At 73.0% G+C, this 23,875-nt stretch carries 18 protein-coding genes; 12 read left to right on the top strand and 6 right to left on the bottom strand.

Translation table 11 applies throughout. The annotated features are described in order from the left end of the window. The first annotated feature begins 182 nt into the window (after positions 1–182). On the top strand, positions 183–3,104 hold the full coding sequence (locus AB0F04_RS20215) for a SpoIIE family protein phosphatase (protein WP_362043328.1): 2,922 nt from the start codon (positions 183–185) through the stop codon (positions 3,102–3,104). Between the two features lie 212 nt (positions 3,105–3,316). On the opposite strand, the gene AB0F04_RS20210 is transcribed toward AB0F04_RS20215, so the two are convergent. Further along, positions 3,317–5,044 (bottom strand): hypothetical protein, encoded by a 1,728-nt coding sequence (locus AB0F04_RS20210; RefSeq protein ID WP_362043327.1) that lies wholly within the window; start codon positions 5,042–5,044, stop codon positions 3,317–3,319. Positions 5,045–5,291: 247 nt separating this feature from the next. Between AB0F04_RS20210 and AB0F04_RS20205 the strand changes: the two genes are divergently transcribed. The 3 genes from AB0F04_RS20205 to tgmB all read left to right on the top strand — a co-directional run bounded on the left by AB0F04_RS20205 (position 5,292) and on the right by tgmB (position 6,925). Further along, a complete protein-coding gene (locus AB0F04_RS20205; protein ID WP_362043325.1) occupies positions 5,292–5,615 on the top strand; it encodes a YkvA family protein in 324 nt (107 codons plus the stop codon). A 118-nt stretch (positions 5,616–5,733) separates the two neighbouring features. Beyond that, positions 5,734–5,925 carry a putative ATP-grasp-modified RiPP gene (tgmA, locus tag AB0F04_RS20200; protein WP_053673313.1) on the top strand — a complete coding sequence of 64 codons (192 nt, stop codon included), beginning with the start codon at positions 5,734–5,736 and terminating at the stop codon, positions 5,923–5,925. A 16-nt stretch (positions 5,926–5,941) separates the two neighbouring features. Continuing rightward, the gene (gene tgmB, locus AB0F04_RS20195) at positions 5,942–6,925 is read left to right on the top strand and encodes an ATP-grasp ribosomal peptide maturase (RefSeq protein ID WP_362043323.1); all 984 of its coding nucleotides are present in this window, start codon (positions 5,942–5,944) and stop codon (positions 6,923–6,925) included. A gap of 43 nt (positions 6,926–6,968) precedes the next feature. Here tgmB and AB0F04_RS20190 read toward each other — a convergent pair whose 3' ends face one another. Further along, a complete protein-coding gene (locus AB0F04_RS20190) occupies positions 6,969–7,172 on the bottom strand; it encodes a hypothetical protein (RefSeq protein WP_031111422.1) in 204 nt (67 codons plus the stop codon). Positions 7,173–7,310: 138 nt separating this feature from the next. Continuing rightward, positions 7,311–7,760 carry a hypothetical protein gene (locus AB0F04_RS20185; RefSeq protein WP_362043321.1) on the bottom strand — a complete coding sequence of 150 codons (450 nt, stop codon included), beginning with the start codon at positions 7,758–7,760 and terminating at the stop codon, positions 7,311–7,313. Positions 7,761–7,944: 184 nt separating this feature from the next. Between AB0F04_RS20185 and AB0F04_RS20180 the strand changes: the two genes are divergently transcribed. Then, positions 7,945–8,931: a helix-turn-helix domain-containing protein gene (locus AB0F04_RS20180; RefSeq protein ID WP_362043319.1), complete on the top strand. Its 987-nt coding sequence runs from the start codon at positions 7,945–7,947 to the stop codon at positions 8,929–8,931. 32 nt (positions 8,932–8,963) lie between these two features. Here the strand turns inward: AB0F04_RS20180 and AB0F04_RS20175 are convergent, their stop codons facing one another. Further along, positions 8,964–9,215 (bottom strand): DUF5133 domain-containing protein, encoded by a 252-nt coding sequence (locus AB0F04_RS20175; protein WP_053673753.1) that lies wholly within the window; start codon positions 9,213–9,215, stop codon positions 8,964–8,966. A 361-nt stretch (positions 9,216–9,576) separates the two neighbouring features. On the opposite strand from AB0F04_RS20175, the gene AB0F04_RS20170 reads away from it, so the two are divergent. Then, positions 9,577–11,334: a lysyl oxidase family protein gene (locus AB0F04_RS20170; protein WP_362043317.1), complete on the top strand. Its 1,758-nt coding sequence runs from the start codon at positions 9,577–9,579 to the stop codon at positions 11,332–11,334. Between the two features lie 211 nt (positions 11,335–11,545). Here AB0F04_RS20170 and AB0F04_RS20165 read toward each other — a convergent pair whose 3' ends face one another. Continuing rightward, a complete protein-coding gene (locus AB0F04_RS20165; protein ID WP_362043315.1) occupies positions 11,546–12,247 on the bottom strand; it encodes a helix-turn-helix domain-containing protein in 702 nt (233 codons plus the stop codon). A gap of 82 nt (positions 12,248–12,329) precedes the next feature. Between AB0F04_RS20165 and AB0F04_RS20160 the strand changes: the two genes are divergently transcribed. Then, a complete protein-coding gene (locus AB0F04_RS20160; protein ID WP_362043313.1) occupies positions 12,330–12,767 on the top strand; it encodes a hypothetical protein in 438 nt (145 codons plus the stop codon). Between the two features lie 163 nt (positions 12,768–12,930). Here AB0F04_RS20160 and AB0F04_RS20155 read toward each other — a convergent pair whose 3' ends face one another. Continuing rightward, on the bottom strand, positions 12,931–13,788 hold the full coding sequence (locus AB0F04_RS20155; protein WP_362043312.1) for an aldo/keto reductase: 858 nt from the start codon (positions 13,786–13,788) through the stop codon (positions 12,931–12,933). A gap of 243 nt (positions 13,789–14,031) precedes the next feature. Here AB0F04_RS20155 and AB0F04_RS20150 point away from each other — a divergent pair, with 243 nt between their 5' ends. The 5 genes from AB0F04_RS20150 to AB0F04_RS20130 all read left to right on the top strand — a co-directional run bounded on the left by AB0F04_RS20150 (position 14,032) and on the right by AB0F04_RS20130 (position 23,734). After that, positions 14,032–15,606 (top strand): acyl-CoA carboxylase subunit beta, encoded by a 1,575-nt coding sequence (locus AB0F04_RS20150; RefSeq protein WP_362043310.1) that lies wholly within the window; start codon positions 14,032–14,034, stop codon positions 15,604–15,606. Between the two features lie 99 nt (positions 15,607–15,705). Then, positions 15,706–17,466, top strand: a complete 1,761-nt coding sequence (locus AB0F04_RS20145; protein WP_362043308.1) for a fatty acyl-AMP ligase — start codon at positions 15,706–15,708, stop codon at positions 17,464–17,466. Beyond that, positions 17,463–21,422: a type I polyketide synthase gene (locus AB0F04_RS20140; protein ID WP_362043306.1), complete on the top strand. Its 3,960-nt coding sequence runs from the start codon at positions 17,463–17,465 to the stop codon at positions 21,420–21,422. The genes AB0F04_RS20145 and AB0F04_RS20140 overlap by 4 nt, the downstream gene beginning before the upstream one ends. Before the next feature lie 21 nt (positions 21,423–21,443). Next, positions 21,444–22,391 carry an alpha/beta hydrolase family protein gene (locus AB0F04_RS20135; protein WP_362043304.1) on the top strand — a complete coding sequence of 316 codons (948 nt, stop codon included), beginning with the start codon at positions 21,444–21,446 and terminating at the stop codon, positions 22,389–22,391. Between the two features lie 122 nt (positions 22,392–22,513). Then, a complete protein-coding gene (locus tag AB0F04_RS20130; RefSeq protein ID WP_362043302.1) occupies positions 22,514–23,734 on the top strand; it encodes a helix-turn-helix domain-containing protein in 1,221 nt (406 codons plus the stop codon). Positions 23,735–23,875 lie beyond the last annotated feature (141 nt).

Here is a 23,875-nt window from a genome sequence, read left to right as displayed (position 1 = left end):
GCCGAGAACGGCGAGCGGCACGGAAAGGCCGGCAACGGACTGACGTGCGCAGGACGAGCTCAGGGGCCGCGCTCAACATTTGTAAGTTGCACCAAACGAGGATTAGGGTGGAAAGGCCCGGAGTATCCCCGCCAAGCAATCCGAGCGGCGGTGCGCTGCGGGGGCGCATCCGGGCGAGGGAAGTGATCCCGTTGTCCGTCGCCTGGGATGACATCGGCGGGCTCGTCGATGTCCGTGAGCGCTTCTTCGCCGGGGCGCGCGTCGACTCGGATGTCCGGGGCTCGGTGCTCGAGTCCTGGAAGCGATGTCGTTCCGCGGGACTCGAGCCGCACCACTTGGTGGTCCCCTACTCGCCGGACGTGGTGATGGAGGAAGCGTTGCTTCGTGCGGCCGACCCGGTACTGGAGCAGCTGACCACCTCACTCGCGAACGTGAGTATGGCCGTCGCCATCTGCGACGGGCAGGCCCGCGTGGTGCAGCGGCGCGGCGGTAAAGGCCGACTGTCCGCACTCCTGGACGACATGAACTTCGCTCCAGGTTTCTGTGCCGCCGAGGACTTTGCCGGCAGTAACGGCGCAGGTACCGCGTTGGCCGGGCGGGGGCCCACCTATCTCGTCGGACGAGAACACTTCGCCGAGTGCATGTCGGTGTTGGCATGCGCCGGCGCACCGGTGCGGAACCCGCTCAGCGGGCGGATCGAGGCTGTCCTCGACATCTCCTGCCTCCGCGAGGACGGCGACCCCGCCATGATGCGGCTGGTGCAAAAGGCCGCCCACAACATCGAGGCGCGGCTGTTGCAGCAGTCGACTGAACGCGAGCGGGCACTGCTCGCCACGTACCGGACGGCCGCGCGAGGAAGCAGCGCCGCCGGTGACGGGCCACGGCAGTCCAAGCACCGGCTCTGGCAGCCGGGAGACGGCCAGGACGGCGAGGGTCTCGGCAGGATCGACCTGGCCGTGCTGCGCGAGAAGGCCGAGGAACTCATCGCCTCACCGCACCGCACCCTCGACGAGGTGACCCTCTCCGGCGGCAGGGTGGCGACCCTGTTGCGGCGCCCGATCACGGGCGCCGCGGGCGAGACCGGCGTGGTCGTCGAGGCGCGCGTCCTGGGCGGCCCGCGCCTGCGTCACATCGAGCTCACCGGCCCGGCGGGGCCGACCGTACCGGCCCGGGGCACCGATGGGCCGGAAGGGGCGATCTTCTCCCCGGGCACGCTGACCGAGGGCGCCACGATCGCCCCACCCGGAAGGGCGCGGGCCGCGAACCCGATGCCCGGGACCGTGCCGACGGCAAGGGCGACGGCCACATCCCCGGCCGTTCCCGCGACGCTTGCGTCCCCAGAGGTCCAGCCGGACCATGCCCAAGAGGAATCCGGTGCCGAGGGATGGGTACTGCTCGTGGGCGAGCCCGGGGTCGGGCGGCTCGCCGTGCTGGCCCGCAAGCGCCTGGAGCTGCTGCACGACGCCAGCGTCCGCATCGGCACCACCCTGGACGTGACCCGTACCGCCGAGGAACTGACGGAGGTGACCGTACCCCGCTTCGCCGACTTCGCCGCCGTCGACCTGCCCGATTCCGTGCTGCACGGCGACGAGCCCGGGCCGCAGGGGCCCGAATCCATGCTCCGCAGGGTCGCGCTGGAGTCCATCCACCAGGAGTCCCACCTGTACGAGGTCGGCGATCTGTTCCGGTACGTCCCCTCCACGCCGCAGGCCCGCAGCTGGGAAGCCGGACAGTCGATCCTCGAACCCGTCCTGTCCGCGGCCAAGGGCTGGCTCGCACAGGACCCGGAACGGCTCCGGAAGGTGCTGGAGGCCGGCATCCACTCCCTGATCACGGTGCCGCTGCGGGCGCGCGGCACGACCCTCGGCATCGCGGTCTTCTACCGCTCCGAGAAGCCCGAGCCCTTCGAGGACGACGACCTGTCCCTGGCCCAGGAAGTGGTCGGCCGGGCCGCGATCAGCATCGACAACGCCCGCCGGTACACCCGCGAGCACAACACCGCGCTCGCTCTCCAACGCAGCCTGCTGCCCCATGGCCGGCCCGAACCGAGCGCCGTCGAGGTCGCCTACCGGTACCTGCCCGCACAGGCCGGGGCGAGCGGTGACTGGTTCGACGTCATCCCGCTGTCCGGCGCACGGGTGGCGTTGGTGGTGGGAGATGTCGTCGGCCACGGCCTGCACGCCACCGCGACCATGGGCCGGCTGCGCACCGCCGTGCACAACTTCTGCTCCCTGGACCTGCCGCCCGACGAACTCCTCACCCACCTCGACGACCTGGTGGGACGCCTCGACCGGGGGGAGGGCTGGGAGGTGGACAACGCCCAGGCCGACTCCGGCATCGTCGGCGCCACCTGCCTGTACACGGTGTACGACCCGGTGTCACGGCACTGCACCCTCACGCGCGCCGGGCACCCGCTCCCCGCGATCGTCGGCCCCGACGGAGCCGTGGACTTCGTCGACCTGCCGGCCGGCCCACCCCTGGGCCTGGGCGGTATGCCCTTCGAGACCGTGGAGATGGAACTCGCCGAGAACAGTCAGCTCGTCCTCTACACGGACGGCCTGATCGAGGACCGGCATCGGGACATCGACAACGGCCTGGACCGACTGCGCACCGTCCTGGCCCGCCCCGGCCGAGAGCCCGAGGAAACCTGCGAGGCGGTCCTCGACGCCCTGCTCCCTGGCCGCCCCGCCGACGACGTCGCCCTCCTCGTCGCCCGCACCCACGCCCTGAGCGCGGACCGCGTAGCCCAGTGGGACGTCTCCAGCGACCCGGCGCTGGTCTCCCGCGCACGGGTGGCGGTCACCGAGCAGCTGTCCGCCTGGGGTCTCGACGAACTGGCCTTCACCACCGAACTCGTCGTCAGTGAGCTCGTCACCAACGCGATCCGCCACGCCTCCGGTCCGGTTCAGCTCCGCATCCTGCGCGATCGCACTTTCATCTGCGAGGTTTCCGACGGCAGCAGCACCTCCCCGCACCTGCGACGCGCCCGGACCGAGGACGAGGGCGGCCGCGGTCTCTTCCTCGTCGCCCGGCTCACCGACCGCTGGGGCACCCGCTACACCCCCCACGGCAAGGTCATCTGGACGGAACAGCAACTGCCGTGACCCGCGCGGCGGGCCCGCCGCTGCCTCACTGGGACGGGCTCGGCGGCCCGCGCTGAACGATCTTCGGACGCCGCCGTCAGGGCCAGTTCTTGAGAGGGGCGACGTCGTGCTCGACCGGTGCCCTCACGGGACGGCGAAGTCTCCGATGACCGACGATCTTCCCCCTGCGGAAGACGGACGTCTGCCGCAGGGGGAAGGGAACGCTGCGAACCTCACTCCGCCGTGCCGGGCGCCTCGGACGCCGGGGCGGCGGTCCACTGCCGGGCGGCGATGGGCGCCAGGACCCGGAAGACCAACGCGACCAGGGCCAGCAGGGCCGCGCAGACGGCGACCGCGGCGGCCAGCCACGGCGGGGCGAGGGCCAGGTCGACGGCCTGGGGCAGGGACGCCGAGGGGAAGGAGTTCCCGTACGCCTGGGCCCCGGCCAGCACGGTGGGCACCAGCACCGCCCCGGCCAGGACCAGCGCCACGGGACGCAGGGCCAGCAGCAGCGCCAGCACCGTGCACAGCACCGACAGGCCCAGGGCGAATGCGTGCAGCTGCAGGGACGCGTCGCCCCGCTGCAGCGGGAAGTGGACCACCGCGCACACGACGAGAGCCAGGGCGGCGAGCCAGCCCGACCAGGACACGGCCCGGTCCAGCCGGTCCGTGGCGGACACCCGGTCCAGCGGTGCCCGGTCGAGGGTGCGGTGGTTCTGACGGCCCGTTCCCTGGAGTACCGCACGGCGCTTGCCCGGACGTCCGGGCGCCTCGGGCCCGCCCGTCCCGGCCGCGGGCGGCGAAGTCTCCTCCGGGCGTGGGCCTTCGCGGTCCAGCCGTTCCAGGCCGAGGCGGTCGATCAGCTCGACCAGCTCTCCGACGGACCGGCCGGTGGCGGCCGCGCGCAGGGCCTCCTCGCGGACGTGGGGCTCCTGCGGCTCCTTGTGCAGCAGGGTCACCAGCCGGGTCACCTCCTCCACCGGACGGTGGGCGGCCGCGGCGCGGATGGCCTCGTCCGCGCATTCGGCGTCGCGCGGAGGCTTCGTCAGCAGGGCGATCATCCGGGAGACGTCCTCGACGGACCGGCGCACCCCGGCGGTGCGGAGCGCGTCCACTCTCGCCCGGGAGTGGTCGGGCGACTCCTCCAGCGAGACGATGAGGTCGACGACCTCCTCCAGCGGACGGTCGGCCACGGCGGCGTGCACCAGGTCACTGACGGCGTCGCCGTACGGTGCGCCGGAGGCCGGACCGGTGCCGGGCCGGAGCTCCACCGGGTTGTCGTCGAGCGACCGGATGACGAACGGCCGCGCACCCGCCCGGTCGGCGACGTCCGGGCCGGGCCCGGCCGGCGGTTCGGTCTTCTCCCCGCCGCGCGCGGGCTCGGCGCTCTCGCCCGGGTCTGCGGCAGCGGAGGGGGCGGGCCCGTGAGCGGCGTCCGTGCCGTCCGGCGCGGGAGCCGAAGGCATCGCTTCGGCGGGATCCAGCCAGTCCTCGACGGGAGGAGCCGGCTGGGCCGCGGCCCGGTCCGGGGCGTCGGCGGCGGACGTGTCCGTCTCGTCCGGGTCGTACGCGACGGGCCGGGCGGGGGTCCGGTCCGTCCGGTCCGGTTCGAAGACGGGCGGCCGGTCCGGTTCGAAGACAGGCGTCCGGTCCGCCGGTTCGAAAGCGGGCGGCCGGTCCGGTTCCAAAGCGGGCGGCTGCGTCGGTGTACCGGCCGCGGGAGGGGGGCCGAGGGCGGTGGGCTCGGCGGCCACCCGGTCGGCCGGGTGGGAACCGGCCACGGGCTCGGAGCTTGCCGCCGGGTCCGTCTCGTGCGGGCCGGCCGTGGACTGCGCGCTCGTCTGCGCCACCTGGTGCGTGCCGGTCGCGGTGGTCGTCTCGGCGGACGGCTGGGCGGACCCGTTCGGCTCGTGGAGTATGGCGGGTTCGTTCGAGCGGGGTGATGAAGAGCAGGTGGTCATACTCACCTCCGTGGGAAGAGTGCGGCCGCTCCTGCGCCCCCCGTCGTGTGACGAGCGACGTTACGGTGACCATTACTAGGCGTCCCCGTCACCCCGTGCCACTCGGATGAGCCACCGGGATGACCATGCGCACGGGAAAATCCGCCGACTCGCCGACATGTCGGGCCCCGGCCGCAATACAGCCGCCGGAAAGGGGAATCCAGCTAAGGACACCTCGTGTCGTGGCATGCCAGGAGGAGGGCGCCCCGTGGACACGACCACCCGAGTGATCATTCTGGCCGCGGTCGTCGCGGCCGTCGTCCTCGCCGTCGCCGTCGCCGTCCTCGTACGGCTGATCCGCGCACGGCGCGATCTGCGGCAGGCGGGACTGCCCACGGGCCCGCGCTGGGTCTTCTGGGGTGCGGTGCTGTATCTCGTGCTGCCCACCGATCTGGTGCCCGACCCGGTGTACCTGGACGACATCGGGGTCCTGCTGCTCGCTCTGCGCACTGTCCGCGGCTCCCTCGGCGAACGGGAGCGCAGTTCGGCACACGGGCCGGACCGGCAACTGGCCGATGACTACGGAAAGTAAGGAAACCAACCACCCGTTCGACTCGTATAAGTCTCTGGAAGCCGAATCAGGCGGTGGACGGGGCGGACTCGCCCCTGGGTCATCGCCTGCTCGGCGCAGTACCGACGAGGGAGAGACGATGCAACCGTTCGCGCTCAACTACGCGCGCCCGGCAGTGGAGTTGGAAGCTGCCATTCCGTACGTGTACGACGCCGGACTGCAGTTGAACGTGCTCCGCGACGGCCGGGTCGCGGCCTGTGACTTCGCCCTGCTGAGAGAGTTCGGCACCACGACGTCCACCGCCGGCTCCAAGACGCACTTCGACGACTGATTACGGGCCGCCGACGATGACCGTACTGATCCTCACCTGCGAGGAGGACGTCACCGCGGACATGGTGGTCGTGCACCTGAACGCGACGGGGGTGCCGGTGGTCCGGGTCGATCCCGCGGACCTGACCGGTGGTGTCTCGCTCTCGGGGGAGTACGTGCACGGCCGGTTCCGCGGCCATCTGTCCGCCGGGGGGCGGCTGGTGAGCATCGGGGGGCTCCGGTCCGTGTGGGTGCGCCGGCCCGGCGCCCCGGCCGCACGGGCGGCTCAGCCGTCCTCCTGGCTGACCGAGGAGGCGGGTCAGGCGCTCTACGGCATGCTGCGGGGCTCGGACGCGCGTTGGATGAACCACCCCGACGCGGCCCGCCGGGCGCGGCACAAGCCGTGGCAGCTGCGGCTCGCCCAGAGATGCGGCCTGCCCGTGCCCGCGACGCTGATCACGACGTTCCCGCGGGCCGCCCGCGAGTTCGCCGAGCGCTACCCGGAACTGGTGGTCAAGCCGGTGTCGGGCGCGCATCCACAGGACCCGCCACGGGCGGTGCCGACCAGCCGGGTCGCGCCGGACACGGACTTCTCCGCCGTGGCGTTCGGGCCGACGCTGCTGCAGCGGCGGATCACCAAGCGGGCCGACATCCGGCTCACCGTCGTGGGCGAGCGGATGCTCGCCGCGCGCAAGGCGACCGCCGAGGACGCGGACCCGGAGGACGTCGACGTACGGTTCGCGGCTCCGGGCTCGCCGTGGCTGCCCGCCGATGTGCCGCCCCGCATCGCGCCGGGCGTCCTGGCATATCTGCGCGAGGCCGAACTGGCGTACGGGGCTTTCGACTTCGTGGAGGACGCCGACGGGACCTGGTGGTTCCTGGAGTGCAACCAGTCCGGGCAGTTCGGGTTCGTCGAGGTGGAGACGGGTCAGCCGATCGCCCGCACCATCGCCGATTGGCTGGCCCGGCCCGTCCCGGTCCAGCCGTCCCACGTCAACGGCTCCCGTGCGAAGGTCCGTTGAGTACCGGGCCCGGCGGCAGACCGGGCCCGGGCAGTCTTTCGGTTCACTGCGGGCGCGGGCCGGGAAGCATGCCCGCGCGCTGCCAGCCCGCGCCCGGGGAGTGCGGGCGGTCGTAGCCGAGGGACTGTGAGGGCCGCATGACCAGCTCCAGTTCCCTGCTCACACGTTCGGCCTCGCGGCGCACCTGTGCGGGTACGTCACCGCGCTCCGCGATGAGTCGGTCGTAGATGGGGGAATCCTGGAACACCCGTCAACGCGCCTTTCTTCTCGTCGGCCCCGTGCGGGGGCGAGACTGCGAGTGTAGGCGGCACGGTGTCCCGGAGTGTGAATTCCTTGGGATGACTTGACGCAGACCGGACATCCGTGACAGGCGAAGGCGGGCTGTTCACGCTCCCGTCGTCGAACCGGGGCGGACGACCATCAGGACGGTGACCGTCGCCCACAGCAGGTTGAAGACGCCGGTGGACATGGCGAGTTGCACGGTGGCGCGGTGATCGGGTGCCTGCTCGCCCGCCAGTTGCTCCAGGATCTCCTCCTGCCTGGGCAGGACGAAGGCGGCCAGAACGCCCGCGGCCGCGGCGGTCAGGGCGATGGAGGTGACCAGCCATCCGCTGCCGAGCACGCCCATGGCGGCCGCGGTGGCCAGCCCGAGGAGCGGAACGGTCAGGCCGACGCCGGCGTAGACCCGGCAGATGCGGTGCAGAAGCGCCGCCGTGCCGATGCCCGTGGCAGCCGTGCGGCGCGCGGCGGGCGGGAACATGCTGGCCGCGACGGTCACGGGACCGACGGCGACGATGGCCGCCAGGACATGGAGGGACAGCAGGAGCTTGGTCACCGGGGCTCTTTCCGTGAGGTCGAGGGAGTGCGCCCACGCTAGGGCGCCCCGGCGTGATCACACAGAGGCCGGACCGACAGCTTCCAACGGGTTCTCGCCACCCCGTCCCACCTGCGTTCTCCCTTCCGGGGCCACCGTCACCCACGTTCATCCGGCCGGCGGGAATCCCCCTAGGGTGACGGCCATGCACTCCGTGGCGATCCTGGTTCTCGATCATGTGGTGCCGTTCGACATGGCGGCGCCCCAGCAGACGTTCGACTGGACCCGCCTGCCGGACGGGCGGCCCGCCTACCGGGTCCGGTTGTGCGCCGAGACGCCGGAGGTCCGCGCGGACGGCGGCTTCACGCTGCGGGTCGAACGGGGCCTGGAGGCGCTGGCGGAGGCGGACACCATCATCGTGCCCGGCTGCTCCCCCGATGCCGCGCCGCCGTCCGCCCGGGTGCTGGCGGCCCTGCGCGAGGCGGCCGGGACCGGCACCCGGATCGCGTCGGTGTGCGTCGGAGCCTTCGTGCTGGCGGAGGCCGGGCTGCTGGACGGACTGCGCGCCACCACGCACTGGGTGGCCGCCGGTGAACTGGCCCGCCGCTTCCCACGGGTCGAGGTGGCACCGGACGTGCTGTACGTCGACAACGGACAGATCCTCACCTCGGCCGGTGCCGCCGCCGCGCTCGACATGTGCCTGCACATGATCCGGCGGGACCTGGGCTCGGCCGTCGCCGCGAACAGCGCCCGGATGTCGGTCATGCCACTGGAACGCGAAGGCGGTCAGGCACAGTTCATCGTGCACGAGCATCCGCCCGTACCCCGGGGGTCCGTGCTCGAACCGGTGCTGGAGTGGCTGGAGGACCACCTGGCCGACGAAGTGACGCTCGGCGCACTGGCGGCGCGAGCGGGAATGAGCGAGCGGACCTTCAGCCGCCGCTTTCGCGAGCAGACCGGCACCACGCCGCTGCAGTGGCTGCTGCGGGCACGGGTCCGGCGCGCCCAGTACCTGCTGGAGAACTCCGATCACTCCGTCGAACGGATCGCGCGCCAGGCGGGGTTCGGGTCGCCGACCGCGTTCCGGGAGCGGTTCCGCAAGGTGGCGGGTACCACGCCGTACGCGTACCGCACGGCGTTCCACGGGCGGACGAACGCCTCGACGGCCCCTTCCCGGGCCGCCGAGGCGTGATGCCCGGTCCGTGCCGGGTCTTTCGTCGAACGTCAGCCGACCAGCGTCAGGCCGTTCTCCCCGTCCGCGTCCGCGGCGTCCGGCCGCCGCTCCGTGAGCAGCAGCACATCCGCTTTGGCAATGGCGTCACTGATGTCGGACGTCCCCATCATCACGCACAGCGTGTAGCTGACGTCCTCCAGTTCGCGTGCCGCCGTCGGCACGTGCCTCTCCGACTGAGCGATCCTCAGCGACGCGTACCGCGTCAGCAACTCCCTGACGATCTTCCGGTCCGGTACAAGCACGTAGCGCCCCTCTCTGTGTTTTCGCTGCGTATGCCCGAACCAGGCGTAAACATTCACACGATTTTCTCACCTGAGGTGGATTTGACGAGAACTGATCGGTTGCGACCGGTCTTGGACGACTCGGCCGCCGAGCAAAGTGACGTACGCCCCGCCTGGCCGCAGCGACGACCGGATCTCGTCACTACGACGGCATTCGGCCAACACTCCACCGCCTGCCGCCTTTCGGACAACCAAGCAACCGGCCTGTTCCTCTCACAGCGCGGGCGAGGCGAACGCCTCCCATGAGGCGGCACCGGCCCGGGCCTCGCCGACGCGCCGCGCCGCCTGCTTCCTTCTCACAGCACCGGAGGACGAGGGAACCATGACCAGAAGACGCACCGCTCGGCTGCGGCGCACGCTGCTCGCCGGCACCACGGCCGTGGCCGTGACAGCCGTCACGGCCGGCATCGTGGCCGCTGCGCAGGAGCCCGCGAAGGCCGCGAAGGGCCCCGAGCTGAGCCTCGTCGCGGCGACCACTTCGGTGACGCTCACCTCCTGGAAGGAGGAGCCGGGCGTGTACCTGGACCTCGGCACCTACCTCATCGCCGAGGGGAGGCCGCTGGAGCTCAAGGTGACCCGGAAGTCCTACAAGGACCCGGTGGCTGTCACGCAGACCGTGTACGAGGGCGGCAAGGCCAAGGCGAAGAAGCTGCCCACGGGCACGGTGAAGGACTTCTCCGGGCTGCCCGGCTTCACGGAGACCACCCTCATCGACAAGGCCGGCAAGAAGGTTCTCACGCGCAGCGAGAGCTTCTGCCCGAACAACGCCAGCGGCCGGGTGCGGCCCGACGCCCCCTCCACCTCCAAGTATCCGGAGAGCTGCTCCACCAACCCCTTCACCCTCGGTTCCGTGTGGGGCGTCGAGAAGGGCTGGGCGGCCAACACCTATGCGGGCTCCTACACCGAGCCGGTCCAGGTGCCGGCCGGTACGTACACGGCAAAGATCGGCGTCGCCAAGAAGTACCGCGATCTGTTCGGCATCGCCGACAAAGCGGCCACGGTCAAGGTGACCGTGGTGGAGCGAAGCGAAGAGGACGAAGAGGGCTCCACCGGGGCGGCACCCCGCTCCGCGAAGGCCGGCGAGCACGCCGGGCACGCTGCCGGACACCGGGCGCCGACCGCGCACGCCGGTCACGGCCCGGGACATGCCCCGGCGCCCGCCGAGGCCGCCGCGCCGGTGACGAGTGGTGCGGGCCCCTCGTACAACGTGGGCCACGGTCCGCTGAAGGCAGCGCCGCCGGCCCTGCCGTGGGCGCTGAAGAAGAAGCAGGCGTCCGCGCTGTCTCAACAGGCCCGGGACAGCGGCGGCCAGACCGACGGCTCGCGTCAGGCGCCCGCCCTCGAACCCCTGTCCAAGCGGCCCTCCGGCAAGCCTTCCGTCCCGGACGTCCCCAAGCCGGACCTGCGCTCGCTGCCGGCCTACGGCATCACCATCACCGACGGTGACAGGAACATCCCGGGCAAGGACTACCTGGCGTTCAGCGCCAACGTCTGGAACGCCGGCCCGGCGCAGCTCGTGGTGGACGGGTTCCGCTCGCCCGGCAAGGCCAAGATGGACGCCTTCCAGTACTTCTACGACGCCAAGGGCAAGCAGGTCGGCTACACCCCGACCGGCACCATGGAGTGGGACCCGCGGCCGGGACACGTGCACTGGCACTTCACCGACTTCGCCAGTTACCGGCTGCTGAAGGCCGACAAGAAGGAGGCCGTGCGCAGCGGCAAGGAGGCGTTCTGCCTGGCCAACACCGACGCGATCGACTACACGGTGAAGAACGCCAACTGGCACCCGTACAACACCGACCTGGCCACCGCCTGCGGTGAGGAGAACTCGATCTCCGTCCGCGAGGTGCTGGACGTCGGCTCCGGTGACACGTACACCCAGGACCTGCCGGGCCAGTCGTTCGACATCACCGACGTGCCCAACGGCACCTACTACATCCAGGTGCTGGCCAACCCCGAGAAGCGGCTGAAGGAAACCGATCTCGGCAACAACAGTGCCCTGCGCAAGATCGTGCTCGGCGGCAAGCCGGGCAACCGGACGGTCACCGTACCGGCGCACGACCTGGTGAACGCCAACTGAACCCCCTCTCGTGACCGGGAGAACGTCCCCGCCCCGGACCAGGGCGGGGGCTGCCGGCCGGGGCGACGCACCACCCCTCCGGGCTCCCGCCCGCAGCACTCCCCCAGGCAGAGGTGCGGGCGGGAGTGATCCGCTCGCGCCACCCTGGCACTCCCGCTCCACCGGCCTGACCGGCGACGGGAGGCCGGCGAGCAGTTCGTCTGTCTCGAGTTCAAGATCCAGAACACGGGGAAACGCAGCCCTCCGGCTCCAGCCGGACGCAGCAGTGACCGGGGCTGGGCGCAAGGCGCGCCTGGAGGCCGCTTTCGGCCAGCCCGTCCAGCAGGCCTCGGAGCAGGTGGAGGTTCATGCCGCACACCGTCTGGGTGTGCTCGCGGGCGAGCGCGTGGAAGGGGCAGTTGCCCAGGACGACGGCATCACCGTCGAAGCGGGGTTCGAAGCCGTTGTCCTCCAGTACGGCGAACACATCCGAGCGGCCCGGCCCGGCGAGTCGCGCGCCCAGCGCGTGGGCCTTCCGGTGCAGAACCGAACGAACCGGTTCACCTGTGGATTCGGACTCCTCCAGCGCCTGGGCCAGGAGCCGCCCGGCCAGCTCGTAGTGCCGCTCCGGGAGGCTGACGGTGACCTGTCTGGCGGACCGCTTGTAGAGCTTGGCGGGCCGGCCCGCTCCGGGTCCGGTGCGACCGCTGCGCCGCTCGTAGACGGCGTCGAGCAGCGATTCCTCGGCCAGCCGGTCCAGGTGGAAGGCCGCCGTCTGCCGGGCAAGGCCGAGGGCCTTGGCGGCTTCGTCGCGGCTGACCGGCTCCGGCTGGCGTACGACGTGGTCGTAGAGCCTCCTGCGGGTCGGCTCGTCGAGAGCGGCGACGGCGGAGACGTCGGGGCGGGGTACTTCCTTCGAGGGATCCACGAACACCAGTGTAAAACCAACAGCGATTGACTAAATCGGCTTTCCGCGCTTCTATCGTTAATGAGAGTTGTCGATAGAAGGAAGCATCATGTCGTCAGCAACCACAACCCCGACCTCCACCGTTTCCCGGCGGCCCGCGCTCCGTGATCCCGGCTACCAGGCGTTCGCCATCCTGCGCACCGGGTTCACCGTGGCGCCGATCCTGTTCGGGCTGGACAAGTTCGCCAACCTGCTCGTGGACTGGCCCACCTACCTCGCCCCGTGGATCGACGACATCGTTCCCGGGAGTGCCCAGGCGGCCATGTACGCAGTCGGAGTGATCGAGATCGTCGCGGGTCTGGTCGTCGCGCTCGCACCCCGCTTCGGCGGCTGGCTGGTGGCCGGCTGGCTCGCCGGGATCATCGTCAACCTGCTGACCATCCCCGGTTTCTACGACATCGCGCTGCGCGACTTCGGCCTGCTGCTCGGCGCGGTGGCCCTCGCCCGGCTCGCCCAGCGCTACAGCGGCAAGCGGCAGTCCCCGTGACGGCGGGCACCGGCCACGGAAGGTGACGCGGCGGGTGGGCCCCTCCGTCGGCTCACCCGCCACGTGTGATCAGGGCCGAGTGCATCGCCGGAACACCCGGCTTGCGCAGCCGGTACCAGGTCACCCCGGGGGCGCGCGGGCTGCGTCGCGTCTCCTGGTCCGTTCAGGCGGCGTCCAGCTCCGCCAGTTCCCCGGCCGTCAGGGTGAGGCCGGTGGCGGCGAGCGAGTCGCGGATGGTCTCGGGCCGGCTCGCGCCCGGGATCGGGACGACCACCGGCGACTTGGCGAGCATCCAGGCCAGGCACACGCGCTGCGGGCTCACCCCGTGCGCTTCGGCGATGCGGGCGAAGGGAGCGTGGCCCGAGCCGAGCTCACCGGCCTTCGATATCCCGCCGAGGGGGCTCCAGGGCAGGAACGCGATCCCGAGTTCGTCGCACAGGCGCAGTTCCGGCTCGCTGGAGCGGAAGGCCGGGGAGAACTGGTTCTGCACGGAGACCAGACGTCCGCCGAGGATGTCGGCGGCCTGCCGGATCTGCTCGGGGTTCGCGTTGGAGATGCCGGCCATGCGGATCTTGCCCTCGTCCAGCAGGTCCCGGATCGCGCCGACGGACTCGGCGTAGGGGACGCGCGGGTCGGGGCGGTGGAACTGGTAGAGGCCGACGGCCTCGACGCCCAGCCGGCGCAGGGACTCCTCGCAGGCCGCCTTGAGGTGGCGGGGGCTGCCGTCGAGCGTCCATCTGCCGTCGCCCGGGCGCAGGTGGCCCCCCTTGGTGGCGACCAGAACCTCGCCGCCGCGGTCGTGGGAGGCGAGGGCCTTGGCGATCAGGGTCTCGTTGTGACCGACCTCGTCGGCGTCGCGATGGTAGGCGTCCGCGGTGTCGATCAGGGTCACACCGGCGTCGAGCGCGGCGTGGATGGTGGCGAGGGAGCGTTCCTCGTCCGGTCGTCCCTCGATGGACATGGGCATCGCGCCCAGGCCGATCGCGCTGACCTCGACGTCACCGATGCGGCGGGTGTGCATGGGCCGTGACCTTCTTCCGGCTGACGGGCGATGGTGCGCTCCAGCCTGGACGCCGTACGGCCGGAGGTCCAATAGAAGAAGGAGAACGCATTCAGCACCGGGTCCGCTGAATCACCCCCGACCCTCTTGTCACACCCGGATGAAACCCCGCGCCCGAGGACTCACCTCCCCCACACAGAGCGGCGATCCCTTCGGCACTCCCCCGCCTCACTGCCATATTCGAGAGCCACTTCGGAGGTGGTTGTGAGCACAGAGGTGACACCATCCGGTCCGGGGGAGACGGCGACGCGCACACCCGGGGGCACCGCGGAGCGCGTCGCCGGCCTGGAGCACCGCCGGGAGCGGGCGGTCGCCCCCGGCGGGCCGCGCAGACGCGGGAAGTTCTCGGCCCGGGAGCGGATCGAACGGCTCGTGGACAAGGACTCCTTCACCGAGACCGGCCTGTTCGTCCGGGCCCGGCCCGCCGGGCCCGACTCCCCCCGTCCCTACGGCGACGGGGTGGTCACCGGGTACGGCACGGTCGACGGCCGCCAGGTGTGCGTCTTCGCCCAGGACTCCGCCGTGTTCGGCGGCAGCATGGGCGAGGCCTTCGGTGAGAAGACCGTCGCCCTGATGGAGCTGGCCCTGAAGACCGGCTGCCCGGTGATCGGCCTGAACGACTCCGGCGGGGCCCGGATCCAGGAGGGGGTCGCCGCTCTCGCCCTCTACGCCGAACTGGTGCGGCGCAACGTCAAGGCCTCCGGGGTGATCCCGCAGATCTCGGTCGTCCTGGGCCCGTGCGCCGGCGGCGCCGCCTACTCCCCGGCGATCACCGATTTCACGGTCATGGTGGACGGCGCCTCGCACATGTTCGTCACCGGCCCCGACGTCATCGAGACGGTCACGGGCGAGCGCACCACCGCCGAGGAACTGGGCGGCGCCCGCACCAGCAACACCGTCAGCGGCAACGCCCACTTCCTGGCCGCCGACGAGGAGGACGCCCTCGACGCCGTGCGCGACCTGCTGTCGTACCTGCCGGCGAACAATCTGGAACGGCCCCCGGAGTACGCCCCCGGGCACGCCCCGCCCGGTACCGGGCTGGACGAGGTCGTCCCGGACCGGCCGGGCGAGGCCTACGACATGCGCGAGATCCTGCACGCGGTCGTCGACGACGGTGAACTGCTGCCGGTGCAGGAGCTGTTCGCGCCGAACATCGTCTGCGCCCTGGCCCGCGTCGAGGGCCGTTCGGTCGGCGTCGTCGCCAACCAGCCGCTGCACGCCGCCGGGGTCCTCGACATCGACGCGTCGGAGAAGGCGGCGCGGTTCGTACGGTTCTGCGACGCGTTCGGCATCCCGCTGCTGACCTTCGCCGACGTGCCCGGATATCTCTCCGGGGTACGGCAGGAGCAGGCCGGGATCATCCGGCGCGGCGCGAAGCTGCTGTACGCCTACGCCGAGGCCACCGTCCCCAAGGTCACGGTCGTGGTGCGCAAGGCGTACGGCGGCGGGTACGCGGTGATGGGCTCCAAGCACCTGGGCGCCGACGTCAACCTCGCCTGGCCCACCGCCCGGATCGCCGTCATGGGCGCCGAGGGCGCCGTGGGTGTCCTGCACCGGCGTGAGCTCGCCGCGTCCGACGACCCCGAGACACTGCGGGCAAGCCTGCTCGACGCGTACGAACGCACCCACGGCACCCCGTACCTCGCCGCCGAACGCGGCTATGTCGACGCCGTCATCGCTCCGCGCGAGACCCGGGAGCAGGTCTGCCGCGCCCTGCGCGCGCTGCGCGGCAAACGCGCCCCGATGCCGGAACGGCGGCACGGCAACATCCCCCTCTAGCCCTCCCCCCTTCTCCCGCCTGCGCTGAGCAAGTCCCCCTCAGCGACCCTCCCCCTTTGCGACCCGTAGGCCCATCCGCGCCGTGAGGAGCCCCGCCCGATGGACAGCCGCCGCCCCCCGCTCGCGCCCGCGTGTCCCACCCTGCCGGAGTACGTTCGGCACTGGGCCGAGACCACCCCCGACCGCCGGGCCTTCACCTTCGTCGAACACCCGGCACCGCACTCGCGCGGCGTCCACCGCACCCTGACCTGGCGCCGCCTGGACGTGCGGGTGCGGGCGATCGCCGCCCGTCTCACAGGGGAGACGGACCCCGGGGACCGGGTCGCGCTGCTGTGTCCGCAGGGCACGGAGTACGTGACCGCCTTCCTCGCCACCCTGGCCGCCGGGCTGGTCGCCGTACCGCTGTACACGCCGGGCCTGCCCGGGCACGCGGACCGCCTCGCGGGCGTCCTGGCCGACGCGCGTCCCACGGTGGTGGTGACCACCGGCCGGGTCCTGGACGAGGTGCGGGAGTTCCTCGGCGCCGGCGGGCCGCGGATCGTCGTCGCGGACGAGGTGCCCGACGACGACGGGCGGGACCGGCGACCGGTCGCCCCGGACCCCGGGGCGACCGCCTACCTGCAGTACACGTCCGGCTCGACCCGCGCCCCGGCCGGCGTGGAGATCACCCACGGCAACGTCGTCGCCAACGCCCGCCAGGCGCTGACCGCCTACGGCCTCGACACCCGTCTCCCGACCTGCGTGGGCTGGCTGCCGCTCTACCACGACATGGGGCTGGTGCTCAGCGTGGCGGCCCCCGTGGCACGCGGGGCGCTGTCGGTGCTGATGGACCCGGCGGCATTCCTGCACGAGCCGGTGCGCTGGCTGCGGCTGCTCGCCGCGCACCCGAACGCCGTGAGCGCCGCCCCCAACTTCGCCTACGACTACTGCGTCGCGACGGTCACCGCCGAGCAGAAGGAGGACCTGCGGCTGAACGGGGTGACGGCGCTGATCAACGGCAGCGAGCCGGTGCGCCCGGGCACCGCCGACCGGTTCCACGCGGCGTTCGCCGACCAGGGCCTGCCGCCGGGGACGCACTGCCCGTCGTACGGGCTGGCCGAGGCCACGGTGTTCGTGTGCGCGGCCCGGCCGGGCCAGCCGCTGAGCCGGTTCGCGCTCGACCGCGACGCCCTGGCGGCCGGAAAGGCCCTGCCGGCCCGGCCGGACGATCCCCGGGCGGTGCTGCTGGCGGGCTGTGGTGCTCCGGCGGGTCAGCGGGTCCGGGTGGCCGACCCCGTGTCACGGGCCCTGCTGGCGGAGGGCGAGGTCGGGGAGATCTGGGTGCAGGGGCCGAATGTGGGCCGCGGCTACTGGAGCCGGGACTCGCGGGAGGTCTTCGGCGCGGAGTTCGCGGACCCCGCCGCTGGTCCGGGACGCTGGCTGCGCACGGGTGATCTGGGGACGGTGCTGCAGGGGCGGCTGGTCGTCACGGGACGGCTGAAGGACCTGATCATCGTCGACGGGCGCAACCACTATCCGCAGGACGTCGAGGCGACCGTGCAGGAGGCGCACGAGGCGGTGCGCCGGGACCGGCTCGCCGCCTTCGCGGTGCCGGGGGGTGCCGGCGGCGAGTGTGCGGTCGTGGTGGCGGAGCACACGCGGACCACGCACCTCGCCGAGCTGGACGTGGCCGTCCTGGCACGTGCCGTGCGCGGCGCCGTGTCCGCCCGGCACGGGCTGCGGCTGGCCGACGTCGTGGTGGTGCCGCCGGGGACGGTGCCGCGCACCTCCAGCGGCAAGGTGTCACGTGCACTGACCCGCACCCGGTACCTGGAGGGTGTCTACGGCGGGCAGGCCCGGGCTGCGGGTGCCGCGGTATGAGGCGCGTCGACGAGGCCGCGGTGCGCCGGCTGATCGCCGAGCGGGTCGCCGTCTGGAACGGCACGTCCCCCGAGGACGTCCCGATGGACCGGCCCCTCGCGGATCTCGGCATGGCCTCGCGGGATGCCGTCGCCCTGGCCGGCGAGCTGTCCCGCGCCACCGGCCGGGAGCTGCCGACGACGCTGCTGTGGGAGGCACCCACCGGGGCGGCCCTGGTGGCGCGGCTGTGCGGCACCACGGCCCCGGGGGCCGAGGGGGCGCCGGTGCCGCGTCCCACGGGGCCGGGCGGCACGGCCGAGCCGGTCGCGGTCGTCGGGGCCGGCTGCCGCCTGCCCGGGGGCGTGCACGGCACGGACGACTACTGGCGGCTGCTCACCGAGGGTGTCGACGCGATCCGGCGCGTCCCGGAGGACCGCTGGCGCGACTTCACCGCGTTCCCACCCGCCGACGCCTGTCCGTACGGCGGCTATCTGGACGACATCGCCGGGTTCGACGCGGAGTTCTTCCGCATCACCCCGCGCGAGGCCGCGGTGATGGACCCCCAGCAACGGATCCTGCTGGAGGTCGTCCACGAGGCGCTCGACCACGCGGCGGTGCCGGCCAGGTCCCTGGCGGGCACGGCCACCGGCGTCTTCGTCGGCATCTCCGCACCGGAGTACGGGCAGGTGACGGGAGCCGACCCGGCGGCCGTCGACCCCTGGGCGCCGGCCGGGGGCGCGCTCGGCGTCGCCGCGGGACGGCTCGCCTACGTCCTGGACACCCGGGGACCGAGCCTGGCCGTCGACACGGCCTGCTCCTCCTCGCTGGTCGCCGTGCACCACGCCTGCGTCAGTCTGCGCACGGGCGAGAGCGACACGGCGATCGCGGCCGGGGTCAACCTGCTGCTGTCGCCGGCCGTCACGGTCGCCTTCCACCGGGCGGGCGCCCTGGCACCGGACGGGCGCTGCAAGCCGTTCTCCGCGGCGGCCGACGGCATCGGACGCGGCGAGGGCTGCGCGGCGGTGATCCTGAAGCGGCTGTCCGACGCCGAGCGCGACGGCGACCGGGTCCTGGCCGTCATCCGGGCCAGCGCCGTCAACTCCGACGGCCGCTCGAACGGCCTGATGGCGCCGAACCCGGCCGCCCAGCAGGCGTTGCTGGAGCGGGCCTACGCGCAGGCCGGGCTCGCCGCGGAGCACGTCGACTACGTGGAGGCGCATGGCACGGGTACCCCACTGGGCGACCCGATCGAGGCGGGTGCGCTCGGCGCGGTGCTCGGCGTGGGCCGGGACCCCGACCAGCCGCTGCTGCTGGGGTCCGCCAAGAGCAACCTCGGCCATCTGGAGTCGGCGGCGGGCATCGCGGGCCTGGTGAAGACCGTGCTGGCTCTGCACCACGACACCATCCCGCCGTCCCTGCACTGCGAGCGGGGCACTTCCCTCACCGATGCCCGGCTGCGGGTGGTGACCGAGCCCGAGCCCTGGCCCCGCTACGGCGGCACGGCCGTCGCGGGCGTCTCGGCTTTCGGGTTCGGCGGCACCAACGCCCATGTGGTGCTGGCGGAGGCAGCGTCCCGGACGCGGCCTGCCGACGAACCGGCGGCCCGGCTGTACGTGCTCTCCGACCTCGACACCGAGCGCCTGCGCGACACCGCGGGCCGGCTCGCGGGCCGGCTGCGCGACAGCCCCGCACACCCCGCCGACGTGGCCCGGACCCTGGCCGGACGCACCGGCCGAGGTCCCGTGCGGGCCGCGGTGGTCGCCCGCGACCGGCCCGAACTGGCCGACGCATTGGGCGCGTTGGCGGCCGGGCGGCCGGACGCACGGGTGACGACCGGGGAGTGCGACCGCGTGGGGCGCGGCCCGGTGTGGGTCTTCTCCGGGTACGGCAGCCAGTGGCCCGGCATGGGGCGCCGGCTGCTGGCCGAGGAACCCGCGTTCGCCGCCGCCGTCGAGAAACTCGACCCGCAGCTCGCCTCCGCATGCGGTCTGTCCCTGTACGACCACGTGTCCTCGGGAGACGGACTCGACCGTCTGGAGGTCGCCCAACCGGTGCTCTTCGGTTTGCAGTTGGCGCTCGCCGAGCTGTGGCGGTCCCACGGGGTCGAGCCCGCCGCCGTGATCGGTCACTCCATGGGCGAGGTGGCGGCTGCCGTGTGCGCGGGCGCGCTCGACGTGGCGGACGGGGCGCGTGTCATCGCCGTACGGGCCCGGCTGCTGAGCGGGCTGCGGGGCGGGGCCATGGCCGTGGTGGACCTGGACGACGCCGAACTGCAATGGCTGGGGCGGGAGTTCGCGGACGTGCAGGTCGCCGTGCACTCCTCCCCGCGGCAGAAGGTCGTCACGGGTGAGGAGGCGTCGGTGGCCGGGCTGGTGCGCCGGCTGGAGGGGCAGGGCCGGGCGGCGAGGGCCATGCGGGTCGTCGGCGCCGGACATTCGCCGCAGGTGGACGGGCTGCTGCCGGAGCTGGTGGACGCGCTGTCCGGCATCCGGGGGCGGCGGCCGCGCGTCCCCGTCCACTCCACGGTCCTCGACGACCCGCGCGGAGAGTGCACCTTCGACGCCGCGCACTGGGCCGCCAACCTGCGCAGGCCCGTGCGACTGGACCGGGCACTCGCGTCGGCCGCGGCCGACGGTCGCACGGCCTTCGTCGAGATCTCCCCCCACCCCGTGCTGAGGGGGGCCGTCACCGACACCGTGCCCGGCGCCCTCGCCCTGGCCACGCTGCGCCGGGACGCCGACGGCTCGGAGGCGTTCGCCACGCAGCTGGGCGCCCTGTACGCCGCAGGACAGCGACTGCCGGTGCCGCAGGGGCGGGTCATCGACCTGCCGCTGCCCCGGTGGCGGCACGTCAGGCACTGGTGGACGGACGGCCGGGCCGCACACACCGAGCCGCTGCCGCAGGAGCCTCCCGCGGCAGAGACCGGGCCCTCCACGGTCCTGGCCCGCCTGACCCACCACATATGCGCCGTCACCGGCCACTCCCCCGCCCGCGTCACCCCGGCCACCGCATGGACCGACCTCGGGCTGGACTCGTTGATGGCCGTACGCGTCCGCACGGCCGTCGAGCGCGAGTTCGGCGTCGAACTGCCCCTGCGCGACCTGTTCGCCGCCGTCACCGTCGAGGACGCCGCCACTCGTGTCGAGCGCGCCCTGGCCCGGGACGACACCCCGGTGCGGCCGCTGCGCGCCACCGGCTCGCGGCCGCCGCTGTTCCTCGTCCATGCTGCCGGCGGCACCGTCGGCGTCTACCGGACGCTCACCGAACTCCTCGGCGACGACCAGCCGGTGTTCGGGCTGGAGCGGATCGAGGAGGCAGGGACCGTGTCCGAGAAGGCGCGGCGCTACGCCGAGGCGATCGACGCCGTCCACCCGGACGGCCCGTGCCTGCTGGGGGGCTGGTCCTTCGGCGGTTTCGTCGCCCAGGAGACCGCGCGGCACCTGACCGCCGCGGGGCGGGAGGTGCGGCTGGTCGTGCTCATCGACTCGGTACGGCCCCTCCCCCGCCCGGGGTCGACGCGATCCGACCGGATCCGGGCGCACTTCGAGGGCTTCGCCCGCCACGTCGCCGACACCTACGGCGTGCACCTGGAGTTGCCGTACGCCGAGCTCGTGGCGACGGACGACGACGCGGCCCGTATCGACGCCGTGCTGCGCACCCTGCGCGAGGCCGCGGACGTGCCGCCCGCAGCGCTGGAGCACCAGCGGTCCTCGTACCTGGACATGGGCATCGGCGAGTCGCACACCCCCGCTCCCCATGACGGGCCGGTGGTCCTCTACCGCGCCACCGAACCCGCGCCGCACACCGTGCGCGACCCGGCGTACGAGCGGGACGACCCGGCGCTGGGCTGGGACGAGGTGTGCCCGCGTCTGCAGGTGGTGCCGGTGGCCGGTCACCACTTGTCGCTGCTCGATCCACCGCACGTCGCCGAGATCGCCGCCCATCTGAGCCGGACGCTCGCCGAGCCGGCCCCCTGACAGGGAACCCGAGGAGCCGTCATGCCCCACCTGCCGCAGAAGCCCGCCGCCGGAGTGTCCCGGCGCACCGTCGCCAGAGCGACGGCCGCCGCCGGTCTCGCCGCCTTGCTCGGGGCCGCGGCCGGTACGGCCAGGGCGGCCACCCGGCTCGGACCGCGCACGCTGGACGTGTCCGTGCCCTCCGCCGCGCTCGGCCGCAGCGCGCCGGTGCGGCTGATCCTGCCGTCGGACTTCGGTGCGCGCCCGGAGAAGAAGTACCCGGTGCTGTATCTGCTGCACGGTGCCCACGACGACTACACGTCCTGGACGCGCGAGACGGACATCGAGGCGTTCACCGCCGGCCGCGACCTGATCGTGGCGATGCCGGACGCGGGTCCCACCGGCATCCCGAGCGCCTGGCGGGGCGGCCCCGACTACGAGACGTTCCAGGTGAAGGAGGTGCCGGCGCTGCTCGCCCGGGACTTCCGGGCCTCCGGCACACGGGCGGTCGCCGGGGTCTCCACCGGCGGCTACGGGGCCATGGCGCACGCGGCCCGCCATCCCGGGGCGTTCACCGCGGCGGCCTCCTACAGCGGCATCCTCGACACCACGGCCCCCGGTGTTCCCGCCATCGTGGACGCGATCGTGGCGCGCGAGGACCTTCCGGCCGGGTCCCTCTGGGGCAATCCGGTGTTCAACCTCCTGACCTGGCGGGACTTCAACCCGCGCGCCCGGGCCACCGGGCTGCGCGGCACGGCCCTGTACGTGTCGCAGGGCAGCGGGGTGGGCGACGGCGGTGATCCGCTGCCCGGGATCCTGGAGAGCGCCCTGTGGCCCTCGGCCCAGGGCTTCGCCCGCACGCTGGCTCTCATGGGGGTCCCGGCCACCACGCACCTCTACCGGGGCGGCGGGCACGACTGGGCGCACTGGAAGCCGGAGTTCACGGCCTCGTGGCCGGTCCTCGCCCGTGCGCTGGGCGTGCCCGAGTGACGGGGGTGCCGTCGGGGCACGGAACGGAGCGGAGGGGTCGTCCGTCCCACTCAGGACTCCCCACTCGTCCCACAGGCGACAGCCCGCGGGGGAGCCGTTTCCGGTCGAAAGGAGTGTCCGTGATGGCTGTGCCCACCCCGCACGGCGTGCCGGACCGCCCCGTCGCGCCGCAGTTCCCCCCTGAGCTGGCGAAGGTGCTGCGCGCCGACCTGGCGGCCGTCGCCGACGAGGTGGAGGAGGAGGTGCGCCGCCAGGTCCCCGAGTACGCCCGGCCCGCCGACGGCGCGTACCTCCAGAATCTGCGGTCCGGGGTGGTGCAGGCGCTGACCCTGTTCGTCGACCACATCGCCGATCCGCGCGACGACGGGGGCGCGATCGCGGCGACGTACTACGAACTCGGGCGGGGCGAGGCCCTGGAGGGACGCAGCCTGGACGCCCTGCAGTCCGCGCTGCGGGTCGGCGGGATGTGCGCCTGGCGGCAGATGGGCCGCACGGCGGAGGAACTCGGGCTGGACTCCACGCTCGTGGCCGCGCTGGGGGAGCTGGCGTTCCGGACCGTGCACGAGGTCGCCCAGGCCGCCGCGTCCGGGTACGCGGAAGCCCGGCTGCGCAGCTCCGACGAGCTGGAGCGGCGCCGCAAGCGGCTGCTCGACCTGCTGCTGGAGGACGGGCCGGTGGCGCCGGAGGCCGTGCAGGACCTCGCGCACAGCGCGCGCTGGCCCGTGCCCCGGTCGGTCGCCGTCGTGGCCCTCGCGGCGGCGCCGGACCGGCGGGAGGACGACCGGCCGCTGGCGGCGGCGGGTGCGCTGGTGGACATGGGGTGCCGCCCGCCGCGCATGCTGGTGCCCGACCCGGACGGCTCCGGGGGCATCGGCGGCCGGGCGTTCACGCTCGCGCTGCGCGGCCGGCCCGCAGCGATCGGCCCGACGGTCACGGTCACGGAGGCCGCGCAGTCGCTGCGCCTGGCCGCCCGGGCGCTCGGGCTGATGGGCCGTGGGGTGCTGCCCCGTCAGGGCGTGGTGCGCTGTGACGAGCATCTGTCGACGCTGCTGCTGCACGGCGACGAACCGCTGCTGGGGCGGTTGCGGAGCCGGGCCCTGGCGCCCCTCGACACGGTGTCGGCGGGGCAGCGCGACCGGCTCGCCGAGACACTGCTGGCCTGGCTGCTCAGCGGCAGCAACGTGCCGGACGTCGCCGTGCGGCTGCACATCCACCCTCAGACGGTCCGCTACCGCCTGCGCCAGTTGGACAAGCTCTTCGGCGAGGCCCTGCACGACCCGGCGACGCGCCTCGATCTCATTCTGGCGTTGCGCGCGGAATCACTGCACGCGCGGGAGAACTGACTTTCCCTGTTCGAGCGGCGTACTCAATCGGCGACAAAAAACGGCGGGGTTTTGATAATCCCGTCCATAACAGCGGGCGAGAGAAAGCCCATACGTTCGGGGCGTCCTTTTTCGCAGGCGCTGCACGCGCCTTTCCACGCG

This window comes from Streptomyces sp. NPDC029041 (assembly GCF_040637515.1).
Taxonomy (GTDB): domain Bacteria; phylum Actinomycetota; class Actinomycetes; order Streptomycetales; family Streptomycetaceae; genus Streptomyces.
The sequence above is the reverse complement of the archived record's forward strand: the minus strand, read 5'-3'. Positions and strand labels throughout refer to the sequence as shown.